24 protein-coding genes and 1 tRNA gene are annotated in these 22,167 nt (G+C 39.1%); 4 read left to right on the top strand and 21 right to left on the bottom strand.

Annotation, left to right across the window (positions count from 1 at the left end):
* Positions 1-197: 197 nt before the first annotated feature.
* Positions 198-1,361 (top strand): hypothetical protein, encoded by a 1,164-nt coding sequence (locus tag HPK16_RS15685; protein ID WP_181677848.1) that lies wholly within the window; start codon positions 198-200, stop codon positions 1,359-1,361.
* 491 nt (positions 1,362-1,852) lie between these two features.
* Here HPK16_RS15685 and HPK16_RS15680 read toward each other — a convergent pair whose 3' ends face one another.
* From HPK16_RS15680 to HPK16_RS15605, 16 genes are all read right to left on the bottom strand, one after another.
* Entirely contained in the window at positions 1,853-2,116 is a 264-nt protein-coding gene (locus tag HPK16_RS15680; protein WP_181677847.1) for a hypothetical protein, read from the bottom strand.
* Between the two features lie 28 nt (positions 2,117-2,144).
* Complete coding sequence (locus HPK16_RS15675) at positions 2,145-2,282, bottom strand: hypothetical protein (RefSeq protein ID WP_181677846.1); 138 nt, start codon at positions 2,280-2,282, stop codon at positions 2,145-2,147.
* Between the two features lie 36 nt (positions 2,283-2,318).
* The gene (locus tag HPK16_RS15670) at positions 2,319-2,642 is read right to left on the bottom strand and encodes a DUF6985 domain-containing protein (protein WP_181677845.1); all 324 of its coding nucleotides are present in this window, start codon (positions 2,640-2,642) and stop codon (positions 2,319-2,321) included.
* Entirely contained in the window at positions 2,639-3,067 is a 429-nt protein-coding gene (locus HPK16_RS15665) for an SMI1/KNR4 family protein (protein ID WP_181677844.1), read from the bottom strand. The genes HPK16_RS15670 and HPK16_RS15665 overlap by 4 nt, the downstream gene beginning before the upstream one ends.
* 82 nt (positions 3,068-3,149) lie before the next feature.
* The gene (locus HPK16_RS15660) at positions 3,150-3,497 is read right to left on the bottom strand and encodes a YrhA family protein (protein ID WP_181677843.1); all 348 of its coding nucleotides are present in this window, start codon (positions 3,495-3,497) and stop codon (positions 3,150-3,152) included.
* Positions 3,498-3,556: 59 nt separating this feature from the next.
* Positions 3,557-3,991: an SMI1/KNR4 family protein gene (locus HPK16_RS15655; protein WP_181677842.1), complete on the bottom strand. Its 435-nt coding sequence runs from the start codon at positions 3,989-3,991 to the stop codon at positions 3,557-3,559.
* 42 nt (positions 3,992-4,033) lie between these two features.
* Positions 4,034-4,468 carry an SMI1/KNR4 family protein gene (locus tag HPK16_RS15650; protein WP_181677841.1) on the bottom strand — a complete coding sequence of 145 codons (435 nt, stop codon included), beginning with the start codon at positions 4,466-4,468 and terminating at the stop codon, positions 4,034-4,036.
* Positions 4,469-4,470: 2 nt separating this feature from the next.
* Positions 4,471-5,937 (bottom strand): T7SS effector LXG polymorphic toxin, encoded by a 1,467-nt coding sequence (locus HPK16_RS17030; protein ID WP_181677840.1) that lies wholly within the window; start codon positions 5,935-5,937, stop codon positions 4,471-4,473.
* A complete protein-coding gene (locus tag HPK16_RS15640) occupies positions 5,924-6,226 on the bottom strand; it encodes a hypothetical protein (protein ID WP_181677839.1) in 303 nt (100 codons plus the stop codon). Before HPK16_RS15640 ends, HPK16_RS17030 begins: the two co-directional genes overlap by 14 nt.
* Positions 6,227-6,253: 27 nt before the next feature.
* Entirely contained in the window at positions 6,254-6,541 is a 288-nt protein-coding gene (locus HPK16_RS15635; protein ID WP_181677838.1) for a TIGR04197 family type VII secretion effector, read from the bottom strand.
* A 291-nt stretch (positions 6,542-6,832) separates the two neighbouring features.
* Entirely contained in the window at positions 6,833-7,312 is a 480-nt protein-coding gene (gene rlmH, locus HPK16_RS15630) for a 23S rRNA (pseudouridine(1915)-N(3))-methyltransferase RlmH (protein ID WP_181677837.1), read from the bottom strand.
* 56 nt (positions 7,313-7,368) lie between these two features.
* On the bottom strand, positions 7,369-7,605 hold the full coding sequence (locus HPK16_RS15625; protein WP_343064824.1) for a CxxH/CxxC protein: 237 nt from the start codon (positions 7,603-7,605) through the stop codon (positions 7,369-7,371).
* Between the two features lie 483 nt (positions 7,606-8,088).
* Positions 8,089-8,325 (bottom strand): hypothetical protein, encoded by a 237-nt coding sequence (locus HPK16_RS15620; protein WP_181677835.1) that lies wholly within the window; start codon positions 8,323-8,325, stop codon positions 8,089-8,091.
* A gap of 120 nt (positions 8,326-8,445) precedes the next feature.
* On the bottom strand, positions 8,446-8,772 hold the full coding sequence (locus HPK16_RS15615) for a hypothetical protein (RefSeq protein WP_181677834.1): 327 nt from the start codon (positions 8,770-8,772) through the stop codon (positions 8,446-8,448).
* Positions 8,773-8,849: 77 nt separating this feature from the next.
* Complete coding sequence (locus tag HPK16_RS15610) at positions 8,850-10,610, bottom strand: right-handed parallel beta-helix repeat-containing protein (protein WP_181677833.1); 1,761 nt, start codon at positions 10,608-10,610, stop codon at positions 8,850-8,852.
* Between the two features lie 242 nt (positions 10,611-10,852).
* Positions 10,853-11,482, bottom strand: a complete 630-nt coding sequence (locus HPK16_RS15605; protein ID WP_181677832.1) for a 50S ribosomal protein L25/general stress protein Ctc — start codon at positions 11,480-11,482, stop codon at positions 10,853-10,855.
* A gap of 261 nt (positions 11,483-11,743) precedes the next feature.
* On the opposite strand from HPK16_RS15605, the gene HPK16_RS15600 reads away from it, so the two are divergent.
* Complete coding sequence (locus tag HPK16_RS15600; protein ID WP_181677831.1) at positions 11,744-12,682, top strand: L-lactate dehydrogenase; 939 nt, start codon at positions 11,744-11,746, stop codon at positions 12,680-12,682.
* A 65-nt stretch (positions 12,683-12,747) separates the two neighbouring features.
* Here the strand turns inward: HPK16_RS15600 and HPK16_RS15595 are convergent, their stop codons facing one another.
* From HPK16_RS15595 to HPK16_RS15580, 4 genes are all read right to left on the bottom strand, one after another.
* On the bottom strand, positions 12,748-16,983 hold the full coding sequence (locus HPK16_RS15595) for an immunoglobulin-like domain-containing protein (protein ID WP_181677830.1): 4,236 nt from the start codon (positions 16,981-16,983) through the stop codon (positions 12,748-12,750).
* A gap of 345 nt (positions 16,984-17,328) precedes the next feature.
* Positions 17,329-18,045, bottom strand: coding sequence for a CpsD/CapB family tyrosine-protein kinase (locus HPK16_RS15590; protein WP_181677829.1), 717 nt, complete (start codon positions 18,043-18,045; stop codon positions 17,329-17,331).
* A gap of 74 nt (positions 18,046-18,119) precedes the next feature.
* On the bottom strand, positions 18,120-18,836 hold the full coding sequence (locus HPK16_RS15585) for a Crp/Fnr family transcriptional regulator (RefSeq protein WP_181677828.1): 717 nt from the start codon (positions 18,834-18,836) through the stop codon (positions 18,120-18,122).
* A 129-nt stretch (positions 18,837-18,965) separates the two neighbouring features.
* On the bottom strand, positions 18,966-19,682 hold the full coding sequence (locus HPK16_RS15580; protein ID WP_181677827.1) for a Crp/Fnr family transcriptional regulator: 717 nt from the start codon (positions 19,680-19,682) through the stop codon (positions 18,966-18,968).
* 208 nt (positions 19,683-19,890) lie between these two features.
* Here HPK16_RS15580 and HPK16_RS15575 point away from each other — a divergent pair, with 208 nt between their 5' ends.
* Together HPK16_RS15575 and HPK16_RS15570 are read left to right on the top strand one after the other, a co-directional pair.
* Positions 19,891-21,348 carry an AcpB/EbpR/MafR family transcriptional regulator gene (locus HPK16_RS15575; RefSeq protein ID WP_181677826.1) on the top strand — a complete coding sequence of 486 codons (1,458 nt, stop codon included), beginning with the start codon at positions 19,891-19,893 and terminating at the stop codon, positions 21,346-21,348.
* Positions 21,349-21,451: 103 nt separating this feature from the next.
* A complete protein-coding gene (locus HPK16_RS15570; protein ID WP_181677825.1) occupies positions 21,452-21,772 on the top strand; it encodes a putative heavy metal-binding protein in 321 nt (106 codons plus the stop codon).
* Positions 21,773-21,848: 76 nt separating this feature from the next.
* On the opposite strand, the gene HPK16_RS15565 is transcribed toward HPK16_RS15570, so the two are convergent.
* A tRNA-Asp gene (locus tag HPK16_RS15565) sits at positions 21,849-21,921 on the bottom strand.
* Positions 21,922-22,167 lie beyond the last annotated feature (246 nt).

Raw genomic sequence — 22,167 nt, 5'->3', positions numbered from 1 at the left:
CAACATCTTACCATACACTCCCCAAAAAGTCAAATAAGTCTATTTTTTGATTCAAAATGAACCAAATAAAGCAATTGCGTTATTTTTTAAGCAGATTAACCCAATATATCCATTGTTATTATTAAATATTTCCTCATCCACTTCATCATTTTTTATGTTATATTATGAGCAAACAATATTCTTTAGGAGGGCTTTTCATGGAAATAACACGTGAGCAATTGTATGAAGAAATTTGGTCTAGTTCTGTTTCTAAAGTCGCTAAAAAGTATGCCGTTTCAGACCATCTGATTCGGAAAAAATGCCAGCTATACAATATCCCACTCCCCAATAACCAATATATAGGTCGCCTGCAACACGGATATACCGGTCTAATTAGAGACCCACTCCCCGCATTGGAAAGTTCCAACGTAATCTCTTTAGTGCCTGGTGCAACGGATAGCAACATTGAAAACGAAAGTACTCTTTTTTATTACTGCACAAAAGAACAACAAGTCCTTTTGACAAAAATCTATTCTGAGCTCCGGATAAAGAAAAGTCTAAGTTCCCCCCATGTCGCTATATCTCAACACAAGCAATTATTAAAGCAAATAAAACGTGATAGAATAGGCTATGGATCTATTATTAGTGAGCGTGGTTCTAGTTTTTGCTATAGAAAGGCTCTAGATACCCATTCTACATCCGAGCAATCACTACCGAGAACCTATCTTTTTTTAGATGCCCTGATTAAAGCCGTGGGAAAAGCAGGGGGACAATTAAAATTAACCTCCAAGCATACCTATTTTGTTATAAATAACGATGACTTTTATTTTCGTGTTCGAGAGAAGTATAGAAAGCAAAGCATCTCTGTGAAGGATAAACCAGATTGGTATGGAAATACTGAATATATCCCCACTGGTATCTTGACTGTCATCATTGGGTACGGTTCCTATTCACGGGATGAAGTCGCTTTTCACGAGACCAGTACCGTAACCATGCAACATATCTTACAAAAGGTATTCTTAACATTGTTCAATGAGTTTCCAGAGCGTTTGAAACAACAACGACTTGCACAAGCGATCCAAGAAGAGAAGCGACAAAGGGAACGTGAGGAAAAAGAGCGCCAAAAGGAATTGTATGCGGATGAGCTAGCCAGAACACAGCAACTAGTCGACGATGCCAAACTCTTTGTACTATCTTCTTGGATTGAGCTCTATATTACAGACTTGCAAAAGAGTGATGCTACCAAAAGCGCTGATTACTTAACATGGGCAAAGCAGAAAGCACTTTGGATAAACCCTAATTCACCTCAATCTGATGACATTCTAGCAGAAAAGGATAAACTAGCTCTATTACATCAAAAGGAGCAATCTCACAGATATTGAAAGCGCTGATACTCCTCACCAAAAATTATGGGGACTAGTAGAAAGCTACTGCTAGTCCCTTATTTCATCCCCATCCTTTTTGATTTCCCCATGCACTACCCTCCATATCCCACCTCACAATCCCTTGCCTACCAACAACACCCCCTGTTTCCCCAGTTTTGAACGAATGAATGAAAGATATAGCTATAGGACGATCGCTATTCTACCATGTATATTATTTTATTTTTACTGGGGAAACAGGGGTTTTTCTATTATTTTCTTATCTCTTTCCAAGCACTTTCTTTACTTTTCAATGTATGTTAGCTGTCTATTTCTCCCCCTGTTTCTATTCTCACACAGTGGTTTTGTAGGGATGTTTGGACGAAGGTAGGGGAAAACCACCTTCCAATACAGTATTAGCGTGGTTTCCAGAGAATATCTCTCTTTCACACCATCTCTGTTAGCGTCTGTTTTTTGCTAGCTGAGCTACAAACAAGCGCTACAAAATCAAACTAGATTCGAACGCTGATTGGCAATGCTTTTTCCAACAAACGCAAAGAGGAGGCGCGCTCTGGAATCGAACGCACCTCCTCTTCTTGTACAAACAAGTGAGCGAATGTAGCTTGATCTATATTTAGTTCAACGTGCAATGTATCTTCAGCCTTGTTCCAATCAATGCGTGCAATGAACAACCGATAGATGGCTTTCAGGGCTTGTTTCTCTTGATTTTTCATGACACCATGCAACAAGTCAAACAAGGCTTCTAAGCTCGTCAAGCTTGGTTTCGTGTGATGCTGTTTTCACTTATTCTCCCTTCGTTGTCCATCGCAAAATAGCTTCGACCTTGCCGTTCACTTGCCAAATCACGAGATCATGAGCATTCGTTTCTGGATGTTGACTGATGCTTGCGGTATATTCCATGTCATCTTGTAGGTATTGCATGGTTAGAAAACTGATTTCGTGTGCGGTCATTTGTAATTATTGGAAGCTTTTTGCTATCTCAGGTATCGTTTCTTCCAGAGCTAACATGACTGCTTCATAACCAATCTCTTCTATATCTCTATATTCCTCAACATTTTCTTCATAGTATTTTTGAATGCCTAGTTCTACAGCATTCGTAATTTCACCCATGTTTGTCATGAAATTTGTATATGCTTCGCGTTGAATTGGTGAGAAATTGGCATCTTCTTCCCCATCAATACTCAAAATGATTTCATGTTTTTTTCCAAACATTACAATTGAAGTTTTTCCACTCCAGTACAGATCGAATTCTATTTCACCAAATAAATCATCATGATTCATTTCATATAATACAGGTCGTCTTCCATTATTTTTTCCAAAAACTCTTTAAGAGAATTGGCTATCAACGTATCAAACAAATAAATCGGACTTGATTCTCCTTCTCCTAGACCTATTAGAATTGTTGTACTCTCATCACCTTCAAAAAAGACTAATTTATCTTCTTCTACCTCATCAAAAATCTCTATGTCTGGATAGAACTCATAATCATCTGCTCTCAACCTAAAATCTCTCACTGACTCTGGGTCCATTAATCTATTTATTTGATACTCTGAACCTTTAAAGAAACCATAGCCTATTTCTAAATAGAACTGTCTTAATTCATTTGGGAAAGTTAGTCCTAATTCCTTTTCTACTTGTTCAATATCTTTTAGATTCAATGGATAAAAACTGTTTTCAGGATTATTGGTCACAAATTTAAATTGCATTATTTTTTCACTCCTTGCTATTGATTCGAAATGGCTCATATTCTGTAGCTGATTTTAAGTCGAATACCATCACTTTTTATTACTACTCACAAACACTGTTTAGAGCTGATTCTAACAGTTCACCCAACGATGAGAATTTATTAATGACATCTCCACTGGGCTTATCTAGCTCCATAAAAGCATTTTTCATTCTACTATAGCAATACCAAGAAATATTAGAGTCTCCAAAAAACACATAATCATCTTCCCATTCATTTTCATTCCATATTTCAAGGAATGCTACATATTCAGCGAACCAGGCGTCTCTAGAATAGTCATGAGCAATTAACTTTTTCAATTCCAAAATTTCAGTCTCAGTTGCAGGCAGCTTGGGTTCTTCATCTAAAGGTTTTTGTTCCTCTGCAATTGGTTCTAATATATCCAAAAGCATCTAAAATCTCCTCCATACGCATTAACCATAACACTTATTAGTTAATTAATACTCCAGTCTTACTTCGTCAATTTCAAATAATAATTATCATCGTTCGACATTAATTGGAGAAATTCATATAGTGAGTTCGCAATTTTCGTTTCATTATAAAATATAGGACTAGTATCTTCATCAGTCACTTTTATAGACATCAAAACGGTCTCATCTACCTCAAAAAATATGAGTTCGTCCTCCAAATCATCATATAAATCAAGGTCAGGATAAAATTCATAATCATATTCCTTCATACGAAAATCTCTTACAGAAATCGGGTCCATTAGTCGATTTATATTTCCTTTAGAACCCTTAATAAAACCACAGCCTACTTCATTATAAAATTCAAGTAGTTCTTTGGGAAAATCAAACGTTAAGTCAGCCTGAGCTTCTTCAATCATTCCATCTCTTAATAGATAAAAATTATTTTCTTCTTCGTTTAGTAAAAATGAATATTTCATTACAGTTTCTCCTCAAAAAGACGTGCTGATTATAAAAAACCATCAATCTACCAAGTCCATATAATACATATCGTCAACAACTATTTTTTGAAGAAATTCAGCTAAAGAATCCGCAATTTTAAACTCATCATAATAAATTTCACTTGGTTCACTATCCACTAACTTAATGGATATCATAGCTGTTTCATTTGCCTCGAAGAAAATCAATTCATCCTCTAAATCATCGTACAGTTCTATATCTGGAAAGAATTCAAAATCATTTTGTTTTAATCTAAAATCTCTCACAGATAGCGGGTCCATTAATCGGTTAACATTTTGCCTAGATCCTTTGATAAAACCATATCCTAAATTTGTGTAGCAATCGATAAGTTCTTGCGGAAATTTGAACCCAAGATCTGCTTGTGCTTGTTCAATTGATTCGATAGTCACTGGATAAAATTTATTTTCTTTATTTATTTTCAAAAATTTATATTCCATCGTTATTTATCTCCTTTAAAGAGCGAATTCCCTGGGGAGCCTGCTCCATGTATTCCTGCTTGATGTTCATTTGGGAATTTAGCTGGATGAATATTCCACCATTCATGATTACCACCAAAATTATTTTCTATGATGTGATGAGCATCGTAAAGTTCTCCTTTATTTCGAATAGCTGCCCCCGTTTTCGTAGAAATAACATCTTCTGAATACGTTGGCCAAACCTGCTTTGTTTTGAGCTCCCATTCAGTGATTAAAGAATTTTTCACTTTATTAAATGATCTTCTGTGAGCTTTAGTCTCTGCTGGGGACATCTTAGTATATTCATTATTTCTTAGAGCATCCTTCAACGCATCAATTTGCACCTTAGCAATTTTTCTACTAGTTTGTTGCTCTACATCTCTAACGTAACTTCTCACTAATCCACTGTTAATTGATTTCTTAATAACAATTCGCTCGCCATATTCTTTAATTTCAAGCTCGGATTCTACCTTATTAATATTGCTTTTCTTATAGATCATGCCACGACTTTTCATCGTAACCATACCAGTCATGACTCCTGCAATGATGGAGAAACTTTGCATCTTGGTTAATGGTTGATCTGGATTCAGCATATTGATACCTTTAACCGCATTAAGCATATAATCGGTCATAAAGTCGCCTGATTCTTCATCGGCTAGTTTGATTGTACCATCTTTTATGGCATCGTTGTAGGCAATGGTTGCTTTGGCGCTTTCTTGGTCGGTGATACCATTTTTGCTCAGCACCCAATAACTGCCCTCCAACGTTTTTGTGTAGTCGTCAAAGTTATATTGCTTCGGCTTTTTCTCGGTTAGCATGCCATCTAGCCAGCCCATATGTAGCGCTTTTGTGTTGAAGGTGTGACTAACGGTATTGAATGCTTTACTGCTCTGAATCTCCGCTAAGCCTTGCTTCACTTGATACAACTTGCTCAGCACATCTTGCATGACGTTTTGATGGCTCATATCAAAATCGAGATAGCATTCAATGATTTGCATTTCATGTTGTAGTTGCCCCATCGCCGTTTGCATCCCTAATTGCATACCGATTTGCTGTCCTAGTGAGGAACCGCCAGCCATCGATTTCATTTTTACTAATAAGTCTTCATATCGATTTTGGCATTTTCGAACTTCGGCTTGGAGCTCTTGTAATTCATCGGAATCAATTCGCGCATTCATCGATGGATCCACCTGATTATGAAAATCCGTGGTATATTTTTTGAGAATTTCTTCGGCATCGGTCATACATGCTTTGGTTGTATCGATAATCGGATAGTGCACCGTTTGGTAGTAGTTCTTGGCACTGTCTGCGATATCCCCTTTGATATCCCCATCTGCGATTATTTTCGCTACTGCTTTTCGGTAATTCGTTAGTGCTTCTTTCAACTTCTGGGACTCTCTTAAAAAATGCTCGACAAAATAACGTACTTCGTCTATATCAATGCGCGGCATCTGCTTCCGCCTCTTTCGCTCGTTCGACGTCGGCTTTTGCTTGTTTGTGTTCTGCTTGGAGTTGGTCATCCAAGTTGTAGAGTTTCTTTTGTATCATACGCTGTTCCTGCGCTAAATCTAAGGAAATAGCACCTAATTTGTTCTCCGAGTGGTTTCCCCGCCATGCATTTCCAATTCGCGAAAGCAAATCATCTTGTTGGCGTTTTAACTGTCTGAATTCACGCTCCACATCTTCTAATTCCCGTTGCTTCTCGATACTCCTTCGTACTGCTTCCTCCTGTTGTTTCATCCCTACGTTTCACTCCTCATGTCTGTTTTATTTGTCTAAATGAAGCGCTTTACTCCACATATCGGCCATGACTTTCTCGGAAGCAACAAATGCCTGCTCGACATTTTTTAGATTCTGCACATCCTTGTTAAAGGCTTCTGGCATCGCTTGTATCATGTGCGCTGCGTCCATACTACTTTGTACCAATTGGCGTGCGGAACTCGTCGAATAAGACATTGTTGGTTGTAGGTTGAATGATATGTCATTCGCGCTACTGCCGATTTCTTTGGCATGGTCCGCTAAACGCCCGCTTGGTAATTGGATTTTCTTTGACATCGCTTTGCTTCCTTTCTAGTTGGATTTTCTGTGTAATAATTGGATCATACTCTCATACATATCCTTGATTATACCATTGATTTTATTGGAAAGAAAAGAAACAACTACAGTGCAAGAAACCAAAAACAAGGTGTACCAGTCACTTTCGATATAGCCGCTCTTAATCCAAAACACAAAAAACAAGGCGTACCAATCACTCCCGATACAGCCTCACTTAACCCTGAAAAAACGAATCTAAATACCTACTTCCACGAACCGCTCTACAAAGCCATTCTCATCAAAAAAATAGCATCATTTGTGATACGGTTCCCCACGATTAATCCGAAACGCCCGGTAAATCTGCTCCACCAAAACCAATCGCATTAACTGGTGCGGCAAAGTCAGCTTGCCGAACGACAATTTCTCATCACTTCTCTTCAAAACCGCATCGCTCAACCCCAGCGAACCACCAATCACAAACGCTACCTTGCTCTTTCCATATGTAGCCAATCGATCCAAGCCGGCCGCAAATTCCTCACTACTCTTCTGCTTTCCGTCAATCGCTAGCGCAATCACATGAACATCATCCGCAATCTTCGCTAAAATCCGTTCCCCTTCTTTATCCTTCACTTGTACCATTTCGGCATCGCTCAACACTTCTGGCGCTTTCTCATCTGGCACCTCTATAATTGTTATCTTAGCATACGGACCCAAACGTTTAGTATACTCCGCAATACCCTGAATCAAATATTTTTCTTTCAGTTTACCCACCGTTAAAATTTGGATATTCATAGTTTATCCACCCCTTACTCACATTTTATCCACAGAAATTATCCACATATCCACAATCACTTTCTATATTTTGTGTCTGAACATTCGTTCCCTACCATATATATCGCTCTATTTCCACAGTATCCACAGGTTATCCACAGATTTTTCGACTTATCCACGAGCGTGAACTCTGGAACCGTTTCAACTCCGTAAACCCAGTCATCTAGCGCTTCTTCGATATGTTCTTCACAACTATAAATCGGTTTTTCCAATGCTATTCCTTCTTTCTTATGACACAAACTGTGGATAACCACACTGAGTGTATGTGTTTATCCACTTATAATACTTATTATGATAGGCGTAATCTGATTAGGCGTCAACTAGCATTCAGATTTAATTCGAATTTTTCAATTTTATTTATCTATTTTTAATTTAATATCCATTTTTCGTATATTTTGATCCTCTATTTTTCGTTTTTTAGCTATAAATCATTACATTTTAACTTATCCCCAGATTTTTAAGTTGTTACGCACAGGTTATCCCCATTTTTAATATATATATCCACATGTGTTTCTACATTTCGTGTCCGAATACACGTTCTCTACGACATATTGATATTCATCACTATTCTTATACACAGGTTATCCACATGTTTTTAATTGTTGCTATTCCTAGAAATACACCTACAAACCTTTATATAGCAGCAAACACGGAATTATTTAGTTGCTATTAATTAAATTTTATTCACAGCTACTCCTTTTTCTGTGGATAACTTTTCATGAAGAATCACTCTATCCTTACTCCGCATCATTAATAATATCTATCAAATCTTCTAAATCTAGGCCAATTTGGTTCGGTTCGTCATTCAATTTTAATCCTATCTCCATGAAAAGGGATGATAGAACATCTAATATATCCTCTACAGCTTCTGAATCCAGCGCGTCTTCCCCTTGTCTCTCGATAATTTCTATATAATGACCTCTCTTATGGCGCTCTAAAACATAATATAATAAGTTTTTTTGCACAGCCTTCACTGCTTTTTCACCCCTTACTGTGTATATTATCCGTTTGAAATAAATATCCAATATTTCCTTTACTCACCACTGCTATTTTCCCATCAAATGCGTAACAATGGAGTACTTGCTTTCTTATTTCTAGTCATTGCTATCGAGCCACCTTCTAAGCCAGATCTCAGGCAATTTCACTTGTTGCAAGGAAAGATTCTGTAGTTCTTCTATCGTATATGTATTCACCAAGTATAGTTCCCACTGTGCGGACATATCTTCTAGTAATGCTCTATCTTGTTTCGACAGCTGTCCATTAACCGATTGTTGCGCTTGGTCTGTGAATAACAAGGCCTCTGCCATATTAATTAATTGCTCATGCGATATCTCGTTTTTCAAAGCTTTTCGGATTGCAACTTTTATTTCTTGCATGTTAATCGCCCCCATCTCTAAATCCCTACTCTCAAATTCTAACATACAATCCCCCACCAAAAACATAAAAAACCAGGAATGCATCGCGGCACATTCCTGGCTCTATTCTCCGTAACTTATTCCTAAAACAAATACAATGGTACTTTCTTCGTCACGCTCTTCGTTCCGACTTTGCTCGTAATCCAAAGAACTTTCGGTTTTGGACTGTAAAACGGCTTCAGCGTGAAATTCACTAGTGGGCCTTTTTTGAGCGCAATTGGCTTGGTCAATGCTTTTCCAGTGGTATCTTTTAGCTGAATCATCTTGCTAGATGTGTCGGTGAATGACCACATGATGCCGCCGCTGATGATTCCTTTTTTGTAAGTCGGGAGCTGGATAACGGTATCGAGATAGCCTCCGATTTTCTGGAACGGCTTGGTGTTTAGTGTGTTTTGGCCGATATATAGCGTATCAACAACTGGCAGCTTGCGAATCGGGGTTCCAGCGACGATTTGCTTCACGTTTTTGCTGGTGATTTTATTTCCGGTAACCGTCACAAGCGATGTGCCGAAATAAGTCAGTTTGCCGCCGATTGTCTCGGTTTTCTCACGGACATCAATTAGCGTTTTGTAATAAGTCGGGATGTCTCCATTAATCGTGAACGTGTTTTGGCGAATAGTAATTCCGGATGCCAAACTGCCGTCGCTCGCTCCGCCGAAAATTCGAATCGGAAAACTGATATTTTGGGCGGTAAATTTATTTTTCTCCACTAAAATGTATTTTGGTGCTGTGTAGGTGTTGCGGAGTCGCAAGTTGAAGGTCATGAAGGAAATCGCGTCGGGGCTGTTGATCGTGACTGTATTATTTTGATAAACGGCGTGCGCGATGCCACTGCCTCGAATTCCTGTGTAGCCAACGTAACGCGTGTTTTTCACGCCCCATTTTTGCTCGATTTTTTGGTTATCCGTAATGCGTTTATTGTTTTCTTTTTGTAAAGAAACACTATTTCCAGTGATGTAAACGTAGTTATTCGCTGGGCCATAGCTGTCGATTCCGCCGTCGAGCATCATGTCTGGCGCGATTTTAGCTGCCTTGGCCGCGTTATAGTGGTAACCGCCAAACCGTTCCATCCAATCGATGACTTTATTATTGCGGATGTAGACGGGGGCTTTGGCTGAGCCGTTTCCTTGGTACAAACTGATTCCGGAACGGCCGGAATTCTTCACGATATTGCCGTCGATGCGTAACCCATCTGTATAGCTTGCGGTGATTCCACTTTGCAATCCAGAATTAAGTATTTGATTATTAGCAATATTCACATTCGTCGCCTTGGCGATACTTAATGCCGCAGAACCTACTTGATTGGCATTTAAAATCATGTTTTGAACCTGAATATTGTTTTTTGTCGGCTTTTTGTATACAGCATGATAGTTTGCGGCTGTTTCTGCTTTTGGCACCGCGCCGATTTCGAGTAAATGACTTTGATACACATAAATATTATGTTTTTGAAAATCGTATTTTGGCTTATTAGCGTTGTATTGGAGCGTGAAATTGCGCAATTGCAGATTATTCACGGTCGTAACGCCCTTACCGGTTTCTGTCGTCATCGGTCCACCATTGAGCGTGATTGTAGAATCAGCTGGATTGCCAGTCGCCCCAATCAGCGTGACGTTTGATTTTAAAATAATACTTCCTACTACTTCAAAATTCCCTTTTGGAATCGTTATGGGTATTTTGGACGTATTGATAGCGTTTTGTAGCACGTGTGTATTATGAGCCTTGATTTCAGTTGTGGTACCTGGCTTCAGATCTAATGTCGCTGCTTTTGCGTTTGCGCCTTGGATGAGTAACCCGCCCAGCACGACAATCGCAAAACTGAGAAGCAGTAAAATTCTTTTTTTCATCTTCACTACCCCCTAATTTTCTAAAAAAGTGAAATTAACCTCATTTTCAGCGCTTCTATTTTTCCCCTTACATTTTTGATAAATGGCTTATTCACTTACTTAAACCTATTTCCCCGTTCCAAAACTTATGTAAACCTTCGTGTAATTATGAACAAATGTGTCGAAATTGTGAACGCAACAAAAAAACCGAGTAGTGGAGGCGAATCGCTCGCCCTCATTACTCGGTTCAATAGCATTAAATTTTATTTGTCAGGAGTTTCGTCTGAACCATGTAACGCTTCTGGTTCTGTTACTGCGCTACTTGTTGTTTCTGGCTCGTCAGCGGTACGCGGTGCGGAAACAGTCGCAATGACTTCTTCGCCCTCGGTAATCACGTCATAGTCGCCATTTTTAGGAATATCTGTTACCGTAATCGCATCACCGATATCAAGATTTGTAATATCGACTTCGACTACTTCTGGTAATTTGTCCGGTGTTGCAGAAACTGTGATTTCATAAAGAACTTGTTGCAGTACGCCGCTTAGCTTAACGCCTTTAGACTCACCAACAAGGTTGATTGTCACGTTTGCTTCTACTTCTTCAGACATGTTTACCGCTAGTAAATCGATGTGCTCGATGTCCCCTTTTAACGGGTCTATTTGGTAATCATGTAATAGTACATTTAATTTTGCTCCGTCAACCGATACTGAAAATACGGAATTTCGGCCGTTATCTCGAACTGCTTTAATAAATGTTAAAGAGTCTACGGAAACTGGCACGTTTTCTGCCTTGTAACCATATATAACACCTGGAATTCTACCTGCATTACGGATAGACGTTATGTTCGAATGCGGTTTTGTTTCTCTTTTCTGGACCTCTAATGTTGTTGCCATAAAAAATCACTCCACTCATTCAATTTATGTTGTACACCTCCATCATATACCCTTTCCTAAAAAAAATGAAACAATAAGGGTTTACAATGCGCTATTTAAGGCTAAAGATAGGAGAAATCCTTTTTAGCAAAAACTGTATCACAACGCTTACATGTTTTTAGTATAACACTTTTTCAAAATCAAGTAGTTCAAGGTTTCACAAATGAAGATTACATGTTATACTGTACTAGTAGATCGTATTTTCGAAGGAGGAATTTTAAAATGAAAGATCATCAAAAAATCATTTTAGTTGGCGACGGAGCGGTTGGTTCTAGTTATGCCTTTGCTTGTGTGAACTTAAATATCGGGCAAGAATTCGGAATCATTGATATAGATAAGGATAGAACGATTGGGGACGCGATGGATTTAAGTCACGCGGTACCTTTTTCAGCGCCTAAGAAAATTTACTCAGCGAATTATAGTGATTGTCACGATGCGGATATCGTTGTTGTTACGGCTGGTACGGCGCAAAAACCTGGTGAAACGAGACTTGATCTTGTGAGCCGGAATATACGTATTATGAAATCGATTGTGGACGAGGTTATGGCGAGCGGTTTTGACGGTATTTTCTTGGTAGCGTCGAACCCAGTGGATATTCTTACTTATGCGACTTGGAAATTCTCCGGTTTGCCAAAAGAACGCGTGATTGGTTCTGGTACGAGCCTTGATACGGCACGTTTCCGGATGTCGATTGCGGATTTCTTGAAAGTCGATGCGCGTAACGTCCATGGCTACATTTTGGGTGAACATGGCGATACAGAATTCCCAGCTTGGAGCCACACAACGGTTGGTGGTCTGCCAATTACGGAATGGATCGATGATAGTGAGCAAGGCGCGATGGATACGATTTTCGTGAGTGTTCGTGACGCGGCTTATGAAATCATCAACAAAAAAGGCGCAACGTTCTACGGGATTGCAGCAGCACTTGCCCGGATTACAAAAGCGATTTTGAATAACGAAAATGCGATTTTGCCGTTATCTGTGTACATGGATGGGCATTACGGTTTGGACGACGTGTATATTGGCGCGCCGGCTGTTGTGAACCGTAAAGGTGTGCGCCACGTTGTTGAGATGAAGTTGAATGATCAAGAGAAAGAACAAATGGCAAATTCCGCAGCTACTTTGAAAAAAGTGCTGGATGATGCGATGAAAGATTATTAATAGAATCAAATTAAAAAGCAGAGCGATTGTCCTTTTTTTATGGATATCACTCTGCTTTTTAATATTTATTTTACTACTATTTGTAGTTTTTCTGTAATTAAAACTTTGCCAGTTGCATCTAAAGCTTTTATAGTAACATCATCTGTAACAGATTTAATTTTGTCAAATGAGTAGAATTTGAACTCACCATCCGTAAATGTTCCGCCTTTATACACAGTAGTATTTACCGTTACTTCGACTGATTTGACGTCACCCGTATATGTGCCTGTGATGTTTTTATCTGTGCCTAATATTAGTGTGTTGAGTGCTAAGCTTGCAGGTGTTGCTGGTTTTTCTGCACCTACAAGTTCCAACGTTTCCGTATCAAGCAGTTTTCCAGCTTTATCGTAGGCTTTGATTGTCACATTCTTAGATACACTTGTAATTTTATCAAAGCTATAGAACTTCAACACGCCATCTGTAAATGTCCCACCTTTGTAATCTACGCCATCCACGCTTACAACGATATAATTCACGTCACCAGTGTACGTCCCTGTAATATTTTTATCACCAGGTACTTTCAGTTCATTTAGTGTAATACTTCCTTTAGTTACTACCTCATTAGCGATGATTTTTAGTGTTTTCGTGTCAAGTAATTTTCCAGCTTTATCGTACGCTTGAACTGTTACTACATCCGTTGCATTCTTGATTTTGTCACTTGAATAGAATGTTAATGCACCGTTTATCACTGTTCCGCCTTTGTATACTGTGCTGCCAACCGTTACAGTCACTTTTGCTACATCACCAGTATATGTCCCTGTGATGTTTTTGTCCGTCGAAAGGTTGTATGTTGCTGGCGTTATTTTGCCCTCTGTTACGACTACGAATTTCACTTGTTGCCTTGAAAGTTCTTTCCCATTCTGATCATAGGCTACAACAAATACTACGTCAGTTTTCTTGAGGTTTTTGTCATTGGCATAAAATGTGAATGTACCGTCTGCTTTTGCTAGGCCTCCAGTATACACATTGTCATTCACAAGAAGTGAAATTTTAGCCACATCACCAGTTACCATTCCTGTGACATACTTGTCAGTCCCAATTAAGAACTCAGCTGGTGTAATTGTTCCGACTGTTGTAGCGCGTAGGTTTAGTAATTCTTGGGCGCGGTTTAAGTCTTTTTGTAATTGTGCTTTTGTTATCGGATCTGCGACTGCGTTCACTAGTTTTTGAGCTGCATCAATAGAAGTTTGCACTGTAGCATTTTTGATAACATCTGTTGCTGGTGTATCACCCTTAAATAATTCATTGACTGCTTTTATTGCTGCGTCTTTGCTTGCTTTTTCAGCTGCATTTTTTGCATCTAAAAGCTCTTGCGCTCGGTCTAAGTCTTTTTGCACGGCTGCTTTCACAAGTGGATCTGCTACTTTATCTACCGCTTGCTGTGCCACATCGATTCCTGCTTGTATTGTTGTATCTTTAATCGTGTCTGTTGCTGGTTTGTTGTTAGTGAATAGTTCATTCACTGCTTTTAATGCTGCATCTTGACGTGCTTGTTCTGTCATGAGTTTGCCATCTAGTAGCTCTTGGGCACGATCCAGATTTTTTTGTGCCTCTGCTTTCGCAATCAAATCTGTCACTTGGTCCACTGCATCTTGTGCTGCGTCTATCCCTGCTTGTGTTGTCGTTTCTTTAAGCTTATCTCCTGATGGCTTATTATTGGTAAATAGTTCGTTTACCGCTTTTGACGCCGCATCTTGTGCTGCTTTTTCTGCCGCTTTTTTTGCATCTAAAAGTTCTTGGGCACGATCCAGATTTTTTTGTGCCGCTGCTTGCACAGTTGGGTCCGTTACATCGTCTAATAAGTCTTGCGCTGCATCAATTGCCTCTTGTGTTGTTGTCCCTTTAATTGTATCTAACGCTGGCTTATTGCTTGTAAATAGGGCATTCACTGCTTTTAGCGCTGTATCTTGCGCTGCTTTTTCCGCCGCATTTCTTGCATTTAATAGTACTTGGGCACGATCTATATCCTTTTGTAGTGCTAATTTGGCGGTTGGTTCTGTCACTGTATCTGCTAATTCTTGCGCTATATTAATTCCTTCTTGTGTTGTTAAATCTTTGATAACATCTGTCGCTGGTTTGTTGCTATTAAATAGTTCGTTCACCGCTTTTCGCGCCGCATCTTGACGTGCTTTTTCTGCTACATTTTTTGCATTTAAAAGCTCTTGAGCGCGATCTAGGTCTTTTTGTAACGCTTCCTGCACGGCTGGTTCTGTTACGGTGTCTACTAATTCTTGGGCTGCATCAATTCCTGATTGTGTTGTTAAGTCTTTGATAATATCTGTTACTGGCTTATTGTTGTTAAACAGGGCATTCACTGCTTTTCGTGCTGCATTTTGACGCATTTGATCTGCCGTACTTTTCTCATTCAAAAGTTCTTGGGCGCGATCTAGGTCTTTTTGTAATGCTTCTTTCACAGCTGGCTCTGTTACTGCATCTACTAATTCTTGGGCTGCATCAATTCCTGATTGTGTTGTTAAATCTTTGATAACATCTGTTGCTGGTTTATTATTGTTAAATAGTTCGTTCACTGCTTTTACTGCTGCCTCTTGACGTGCCTTTTCTGTCGCATTTTTAGCATCTAATAGTTCTTGTGCATGATCTAGATCTTTTTGTAACGCGGCCTTAATTGTTGGGTCTTTTACAGCATCTAACAAATCTTGCGCGTGGTTAATTGACGCTTGATCGGTTGTGGATTTTATCACATTTTTAAGTGTATTTGTAAATAACTCATCAATTGCTTTTCTTGCTAAATCTTGATCGGTCGTTCCTTGTTGAACAACTGTTGTGGCACTGGAAGTTTGTCCGTTCCATGAAGCTGTTGCCGTAACATTGGTCCCCGCCGCTTGCTTTGGAATAGCAATATTAAACTTGCCATCTGCATCAGCTTTTCCTTGACCAATAATTGTCGTTCCAACTTTAATTACAACGTCCGAACCTGCTTCCGCTGTTCCTACCACAAAAGTAGCGTCACTGTCTAGTTTTGCGATAGTCATCGGGCTGATTTCTTTTGAAGCAAAACTACCACCTGTAATTTTACCAGTTTTCCCGGTATTGTATAAACTGCTAAACTGTGCGTTATTTGATGACATGTTTGTTTGCTTGACGCTATTTAAATAGCCAGATAGTGTAAAGTTTGCGTTCAAAGCACCTGAGTAACTCGCAGTTGGCATAGCATTTCTAATACTACCACGATCCCATGTACTAACACCTTGACGCGATTGTATCGTAACATTCGTTGGCACAGTATACGTTCCAAGTGCCGAACCTGCTGCATTAAAGTTCGTGATTGAGAAATTAGATCCTTCCGCTAGTGTAAAGTTTGCTCCAGTAATTACTGCCCCTTGCGTTCCATTACCTTCTACCTCAAACGTTGCTCCTGCCGCAACAAAAATGCTGCCGTCATTTGCTTGTACCGACTCTTCCACTGGATCGCCAGCAACAGCTTTCAATACACTTCCTGGTTGGAAATACATAGCACCTTTAGAAGCCAAATGAATCGCTTGGAATTTGTAAGATTCTAAATCCATGTTGCCATAATTGACAATTGTAGAGTTAGTACCACCATATATTGTAGCCGCATTAGAGCGTACTTTTAAAGTAGCATTTTTACCAACATATAATCCACCGTCTGCATATAGGAAAGTAATAGGTGAAATCGTTCTTCCTGTTGCACTTGAAACGAAATTTACGTTTGCATTATCTTTGATTGTTAATTGCTTTCCTTGAAAAACTTCTTCTACCGTCGAATTACTGCTAACCGTGCCTTCAATAATAAGTTCTCCATCTGGTAGATAAATCATTTGTCTACCGTTATGTTCTATGTCTCTATAGGTTACTTTAATATCAGCTGCGCTACCCCAGAATAATCCATAAATATCTGTGTTTTTAATTTTCAAATCTTCCATAAGCCCTGTAGTGTTAGCTGTATCTAGTTTAATTTGTTTCAAATTAGCATCTAATGTAAAGCCATTTCCATGGATGTTTTTGAGGGTACTCTTAACAATCGTTGTTTCTCCAATCGTAATATCTTTACTGAAGTAAATGTCCGTGATTGTAGCATTTGTAAGTGCTGCTTTTAGTTCTGCCCAGTTACTAACTTCCACGCCAATATACGGAAGGGCTAGACTCCGACTTTCTCCTGCTGGATTTTCTTGCTCTGTTGCAAATACATTGAATGGAACTGTAGCGATTAATTGACTGCCTATAAGTGTCGCAACCAAAGCCACGCTACTTCCTTTTCTTAATAAACTGTTCTTTTTCATTTTCTAAAACACTCTCCTCTGATTATTTATCATAAAATTTCTTACCGCTTGCTTTATTCATAACTGTTCCTTACTTCTTTATTTTTTAAATCATGCTCCTTCTTAATTTATATTTTGAAGTCCCTACCCTTTGAGGGCACTCCGCATTGACATTTAAGTTTTTTGTGGGCACGGGAGAACTTATAAACCCGAGTTATTCAAATGGTATCCTTAGACTTAACTTAATGGTCCTGACTAAACATCATCTGTACTACATTATTAATAATATCAGCTCTTGTGACTTTTGTTTTCTAGATTAATAGAGCTGTAAGCCTAATTTTGTTTCTAACTTATGAACTCAAACTATCATTCGGCGTAATAGTACCCTGCCATTTTCATTTTATTGTTGTTGAAGATACTACCGAGTACGCGTGCTTTTCCTGATTGCAGTTTTTCAAGGGCTTTTTTGCTATTTTCTTTGGAGGAATGGTCGCTGCGGACAAGTAGGATGGAGCCGTCAACGAGTGAGCAGAGTAGCTGGGCGTCGACAACGAGCTGGATTGGTGGGGTGTCAAAGATGATTTGGTCAAATTGTTCGTAGAGTTCAGCGTATACTTGTTGCATTTTTGCAGAACCTAAGAGCTCGGATGGATTGGGTGGGACGATTCCTGCTGGTAGTACGTATAGATCCTTGACATCTGTATCGCATATGGCGTCATGGCTGGTGATTTTATTTGTGAGGATACCTGTTAGTCCGTGTGTCTTTGCTTCGGGGAATATTTTTTTCACGGTTGGTTTGCGTAGATCACCGTCGATGAGCAGTGTTTTTTTACCTTGTTGGGCGAATACGACGGCTAAGTTTGCGCAGATGATGGATTTCCCTGAATCGGGCTCGGAGGATGTGATAAGGATTGATTTGATGGCTTTGTCTACGCTTGAGTATTCGATGTTGGTGCGGATTGAGCGAAACAGCTCAGAATGCGGTGATTTGGGGCTCAATTTCGTGATTAGCTTTTGTGGCTCGCTTGTTTTTTTTCGTCTGTGGCGTGATTCTGCGGCTTGCTTTTTTTTAAATAGTTTCATTTACTTCCATCCTTTCTGTTTTAGCATTTTTATTGAAAATTCCGATATTAAAGATACTATTATTAGTCATGTTTTTATAAAACTCCGTCTAGCTTGATTTGTAGTTGGAATATATCGATATGGAATGCCCGTCTAGCTGGAAAAAGGATGTCCTCTTCCTCTAGTTTTTGCAGTACGTTTGTTATTGTGTTGGGATTCAGGTTGGCGTATTGTGCAATCATTCCTTTGCTGATGGCCTTCGGGAAACGGATAAGCCCTGGATCATTCGTTTCTTCACCGAATTTCGTGCCTAAAACTAGTAATGCCAAGCTGATGCGCTGCTCTGATGGTAAACGAAGGAGTTCTTCTTTCTCCATCATTTGACTGACTTGATTTTGCATATGGACGTAATGATAGAAATAGCCTTCTTGCGTGTTGATTACTTTTTCAATGATGTTTTCTTTATCGTATTTCGTGGTGATAAGTTCATTAGATACGACTTGGAGCGAGTATTCTGATTGACTATCTAATAGGAGATTCGTTAAGCCGATGATGTCATTGTCAGCGTAAAAATCAATGACTTTTTCTCCGTCCTTCATCGCTGCAACATTACCAGATTCGATAAAATAGATTTCGTTCATCACTTCGCCTTCTGGGATGATAATATCATTTTTGCGATACTTTTTTGTAACTCCTTTTAGTGGGAAAATCATATCTTCTTGTAAAAACTGGCGAAACTTTTCTTTGCTGAATTGTGTGGAAATACTTTCTTGGTTATATAAGAATTGCATCTCTGCGATATTGTTTCTCATCTGTTTACCTCCTAAAAAATTTCTGTGTCACTCTTGCCTTACTTACACTCTACCAGCTAATTCAGCAAAAACTGGTGTATTCTAAATAACTGCATGGAATAATGTATTTTATAGAATGAGTGTCAGCTGCTAACTTATTTTGGATTGAAGTTTCCAAACATTGATATGCATGGTTCGCTGGGTTACTTGGATGATGGATTCTTCTTGAAATTTTTGTAGTACCGTGGTGACTGTGTTTGGATTGAGGTTTGTGTATTTTGCTAAAATGCCTTTATTGATGTGTTTCGGAAATGTCACACGCTCGCTATACTCTTGGCTATTACCACCGCACCCTCTAATGATTTGGAGTAAGGCGAAACCAATGCGTTTCTCAGAAGGGAGTCGTAACAGTTCTTCTTTTGCAAGTAGGCGTTTTATTTGGTTTTGCATGTGTACATAATGATATAAGTAGCCTTCTTGTGCGTTCAATACCTTTTCGATGATTTCCATTTTTTTGTATTTCATGATTATCACTTCATCCGTTATCGCTTTGAATGAATGAGCTGCCAAGTCTGTTAACAATAAGCAATCAAAGCCCACAATATCTGCCTCTGTATAAAAATCAATCACTCGCGAATAATTTTTCATCGCCATGACGCAGCCACTTTGAATGAAATATATCTCATCAATCATCTCCTTTTCATTCAGCAAGAACTCATGCTTTTTGAATTTTTTAACTGTGCCTTCTATTGGTGTCATCATATCTTTTTGCAGAAAATAATAAAATTTATGTTCATTGAATTCTTGTGTTACTGTCTCTGAGTTGTATAAAACATGCATCTCTTCCGTTTGTTGCTTTATCATCATTTCGTATCACTTCCATCCTTTTGCTAACTACAATATTGATACTATCACGGAAGTTTACTAGCGCTGTTCTACATTAATGGATTATTTTTTCGTAAATATAACGATTTATTGAAACTTTGGGGGACATCGCATTATTTCTACGCTTACGATTTGCTCTTTATGGGTAATAGTCTTAAGATTGTGTGTAACTAATATGAGGAGGTTAATTATGAAATATGTTGTCCCAGCAACGGCTTATCGTCGCCTAACGTTATTAAATAGGTTGTTTTTTGCTACTACGCCACTATCAAAGAAAGAATTGCTTGCTTCGATTGAAACTTCCATGAATACGTTAAATAGTGATATCGCGCACCTTAATGAGATTTTTCCGAAAGATATGTCATATATTGTGGAAAAAGATAGGCTCGTATCGCTGATGGTTGCGGATAATATAAATTTTGATTATTTAACAGCCTACATGATCTGCAATAGCGATTTATTTCAACTTTCTTTATCTACTTTTCAGAATACGACACTTAATGTGCCTGAGTGGGCAGAAGAACATTTTGTCAGTCTGGCTTCTCTTTATTTGAAGTTGAAAGAGGTGGATACATTTCTGGCGCAGAGTCGATTAATCTTGCATACAGAACCATTGCAAGTCCAAGGAAATGAGATGAATGTCCGGTTTTTCTATTTTCACCTTTTTAGTAAAACCTATCCTTACTCTGGCTGGGTGATAGATGAGATTGATATAGCTTATATACATGCATTTATTAAAAAATTGGAAAACAACTCGAATATCTATTTCTCAGTCAGTTCGCGGTTGGAGTATGCTATCGCCATTGGTGTTTCTTTAACGCGCGCTAAGCAAGGCTTCGCTATGCAGTTTGATGAAAAGGATGCTGCACATTGGAAAGAATTGTCCTCTTTTTATGATATTGATGGTATCGATTTTAGTGATTTAGAGGGTTGTCTTGGCTCAGTTCTAACAATCGGAGAGCGCTATATTATTCTGAAGACCTTCTTTTTAACTTCTTTCACTTATATCGAACGCAGTCAAATAGAACTTCGAATCCGTTATGAAGAAAACTTACGACCGCAGCGTTTTAAGTTAGCACTCGAGCTTATTGCCATTCTGGATGATAGCCCCATTGATAGGGAAGTTATTTTAGTGAGTGTCATCGATTACTTGTCTCGTTTTGCCTTTATTGATAAGACGCACTTGATTCTTGATATCGACTATTTTTCGACTAAATATTTGCCTAATAAAGTGGAGATTGCAGCTATCGAAACGGTGTTTTCGAAATATGAGGGGCAGCCGGGATATAAAAATATACGAGATAATAAGTCCACGATTTTGAAGTATTTGCATGATTTATTTAATATTACGCTACTAAACGCGGATTATACGAAGCGGCTTCATGTGAAAATTATTTCGAAAAATGGCTTTTTGTGGGAAGAGTATATGAAAATGGAGATTCGGAAATATTACTCGGAGGAGTTAGTGATTTTTTGTGAGGAATTGCAACCGACAGAGCATTGGCGCCAATATGATTTGATTATTAGTGATTTTCCAATTGAGTCTCCAAATAGCAGTCCTGTCCTTGTATGGCATATGCCACCCGCTAAGCGAGATTTGGACCAATTGAAAAAAATTATCGTTCAGCAATCTCATTATACGTTGTGATAGTAGGAAAATTGACGTTTGGATTCGGCGCTTCTTTTGTGTTTTCTAGCCGAATGTGCTATTTTAATGTCATAACATCATAAAAATCAGGAGGTAATGGCGCATGATTTCAACAACAACGCCGAGTGTTGATGGCAAGCAGATTGTAGAATACAAGCAGATCGTTTTTGGAGAAGTAATTACTGGGGTTAATTTCATGAAGGATATTGGCGCGGGATTGCGTAATTTCTTCGGTGGACGCTCAGAAGGGTATGAGCAGGAATTGGTGACGGCTCGCGAGGAAGCAATTCGCGAAATGGAAGAGCGTGCGGCGAAACTGGGCGCGAATGCCGTTGTTGGGGTGGACATCGATTATGAAGTGCTTGGCGCGGATAATGGCATGTTGATGGTGACGGCTTCTGGGACTGCGGTTGTCGTAGCGTAAAACGAAATCTATAACCAAAAAAATCGCGTTTTGTCTGGGAGAATGAACTCCTAAACAAAACGCGATTCTTATTTGACGGTCCCGACGGGATTTGAACCCGCGATCTCCTGCGTGACAGGCAGGCATGTTAACCCCTACACCACGGAACCTTTCATGCTGCACCATTTTTGGCACTCCCTTATTAAAACATGTTTCGGCCCCTACGTCAAGCGATTCCACAAGTTTTCTCAAAAAAACACGACTACTCGCAAAATCCTGAATTGGAATACCAAACTCCAGCGGCCCGACAAATGCTTAGTAGCTAGGCAAAAGCGAGTACCGGAGCGGAATGTGCTGAAACCGGAACAGAACTTTTAACGACGCTAATCAATGTTTGTCACACATCGCTACATCAA

Source organism: Paenilisteria rustica, from assembly GCF_013820765.1.
GTDB lineage: Bacteria > Bacillota > Bacilli > Lactobacillales > Listeriaceae > Listeria_A > Listeria_A rustica.
The sequence above is the reverse complement of the archived record's forward strand: the minus strand, read 5'-3'. Positions and strand labels throughout refer to the sequence as shown.

Coding starts and splice junctions, on each gene's coding strand:
- HPK16_RS15685 (WP_181677848.1), top strand. CDS start 198: ATGGAAATAACACGTGAGCAATTGTATGAAGAAATTTGGTCTAGTTCT.
- HPK16_RS15675 (WP_181677846.1), bottom strand. CDS start 2,282: ATGCAATACCTACAAGATGACATGGAATATACCGCAAGCATCAGTCAA.
- HPK16_RS15670 (WP_181677845.1), bottom strand. CDS start 2,642: ATGAATCATGATGATTTATTTGGTGAAATAGAATTCGATCTGTACTGG.
- HPK16_RS15665 (WP_181677844.1), bottom strand. CDS start 3,067: ATGCAATTTAAATTTGTGACCAATAATCCTGAAAACAGTTTTTATCCA.
- HPK16_RS15660 (WP_181677843.1), bottom strand. CDS start 3,497: ATGCTTTTGGATATATTAGAACCAATTGCAGAGGAACAAAAACCTTTA.
- HPK16_RS15655 (WP_181677842.1), bottom strand. CDS start 3,991: ATGAAATATTCATTTTTACTAAACGAAGAAGAAAATAATTTTTATCTA.
- HPK16_RS15650 (WP_181677841.1), bottom strand. CDS start 4,468: ATGGAATATAAATTTTTGAAAATAAATAAAGAAAATAAATTTTATCCA.
- HPK16_RS17030 (WP_181677840.1), bottom strand. CDS start 5,937: ATGCCGCGCATTGATATAGACGAAGTACGTTATTTTGTCGAGCATTTT.
- HPK16_RS15640 (WP_181677839.1), bottom strand. CDS start 6,226: ATGAAACAACAGGAGGAAGCAGTACGAAGGAGTATCGAGAAGCAACGG.
- HPK16_RS15635 (WP_181677838.1), bottom strand. CDS start 6,541: ATGTCAAAGAAAATCCAATTACCAAGCGGGCGTTTAGCGGACCATGCC.
- rlmH (WP_181677837.1), bottom strand. CDS start 7,312: ATGAATATCCAAATTTTAACGGTGGGTAAACTGAAAGAAAAATATTTG.
- HPK16_RS15615 (WP_181677834.1), bottom strand. CDS start 8,772: ATGTTAGAATTTGAGAGTAGGGATTTAGAGATGGGGGCGATTAACATG.
- HPK16_RS15610 (WP_181677833.1), bottom strand. CDS start 10,610: ATGAAAAAAAGAATTTTACTGCTTCTCAGTTTTGCGATTGTCGTGCTG.
- HPK16_RS15605 (WP_181677832.1), bottom strand. CDS start 11,482: ATGGCAACAACATTAGAGGTCCAGAAAAGAGAAACAAAACCGCATTCG.
- HPK16_RS15600 (WP_181677831.1), top strand. CDS start 11,744: ATGAAAGATCATCAAAAAATCATTTTAGTTGGCGACGGAGCGGTTGGT.
- HPK16_RS15595 (WP_181677830.1), bottom strand. CDS start 16,983: ATGAAAAAGAACAGTTTATTAAGAAAAGGAAGTAGCGTGGCTTTGGTT.
- HPK16_RS15590 (WP_181677829.1), bottom strand. CDS start 18,045: ATGAAACTATTTAAAAAAAAGCAAGCCGCAGAATCACGCCACAGACGA.
- HPK16_RS15585 (WP_181677828.1), bottom strand. CDS start 18,836: ATGAGAAACAATATCGCAGAGATGCAATTCTTATATAACCAAGAAAGT.
- HPK16_RS15580 (WP_181677827.1), bottom strand. CDS start 19,682: ATGATGATAAAGCAACAAACGGAAGAGATGCATGTTTTATACAACTCA.
- HPK16_RS15575 (WP_181677826.1), top strand. CDS start 19,891: ATGAAATATGTTGTCCCAGCAACGGCTTATCGTCGCCTAACGTTATTA.
- HPK16_RS15570 (WP_181677825.1), top strand. CDS start 21,452: ATGATTTCAACAACAACGCCGAGTGTTGATGGCAAGCAGATTGTAGAA.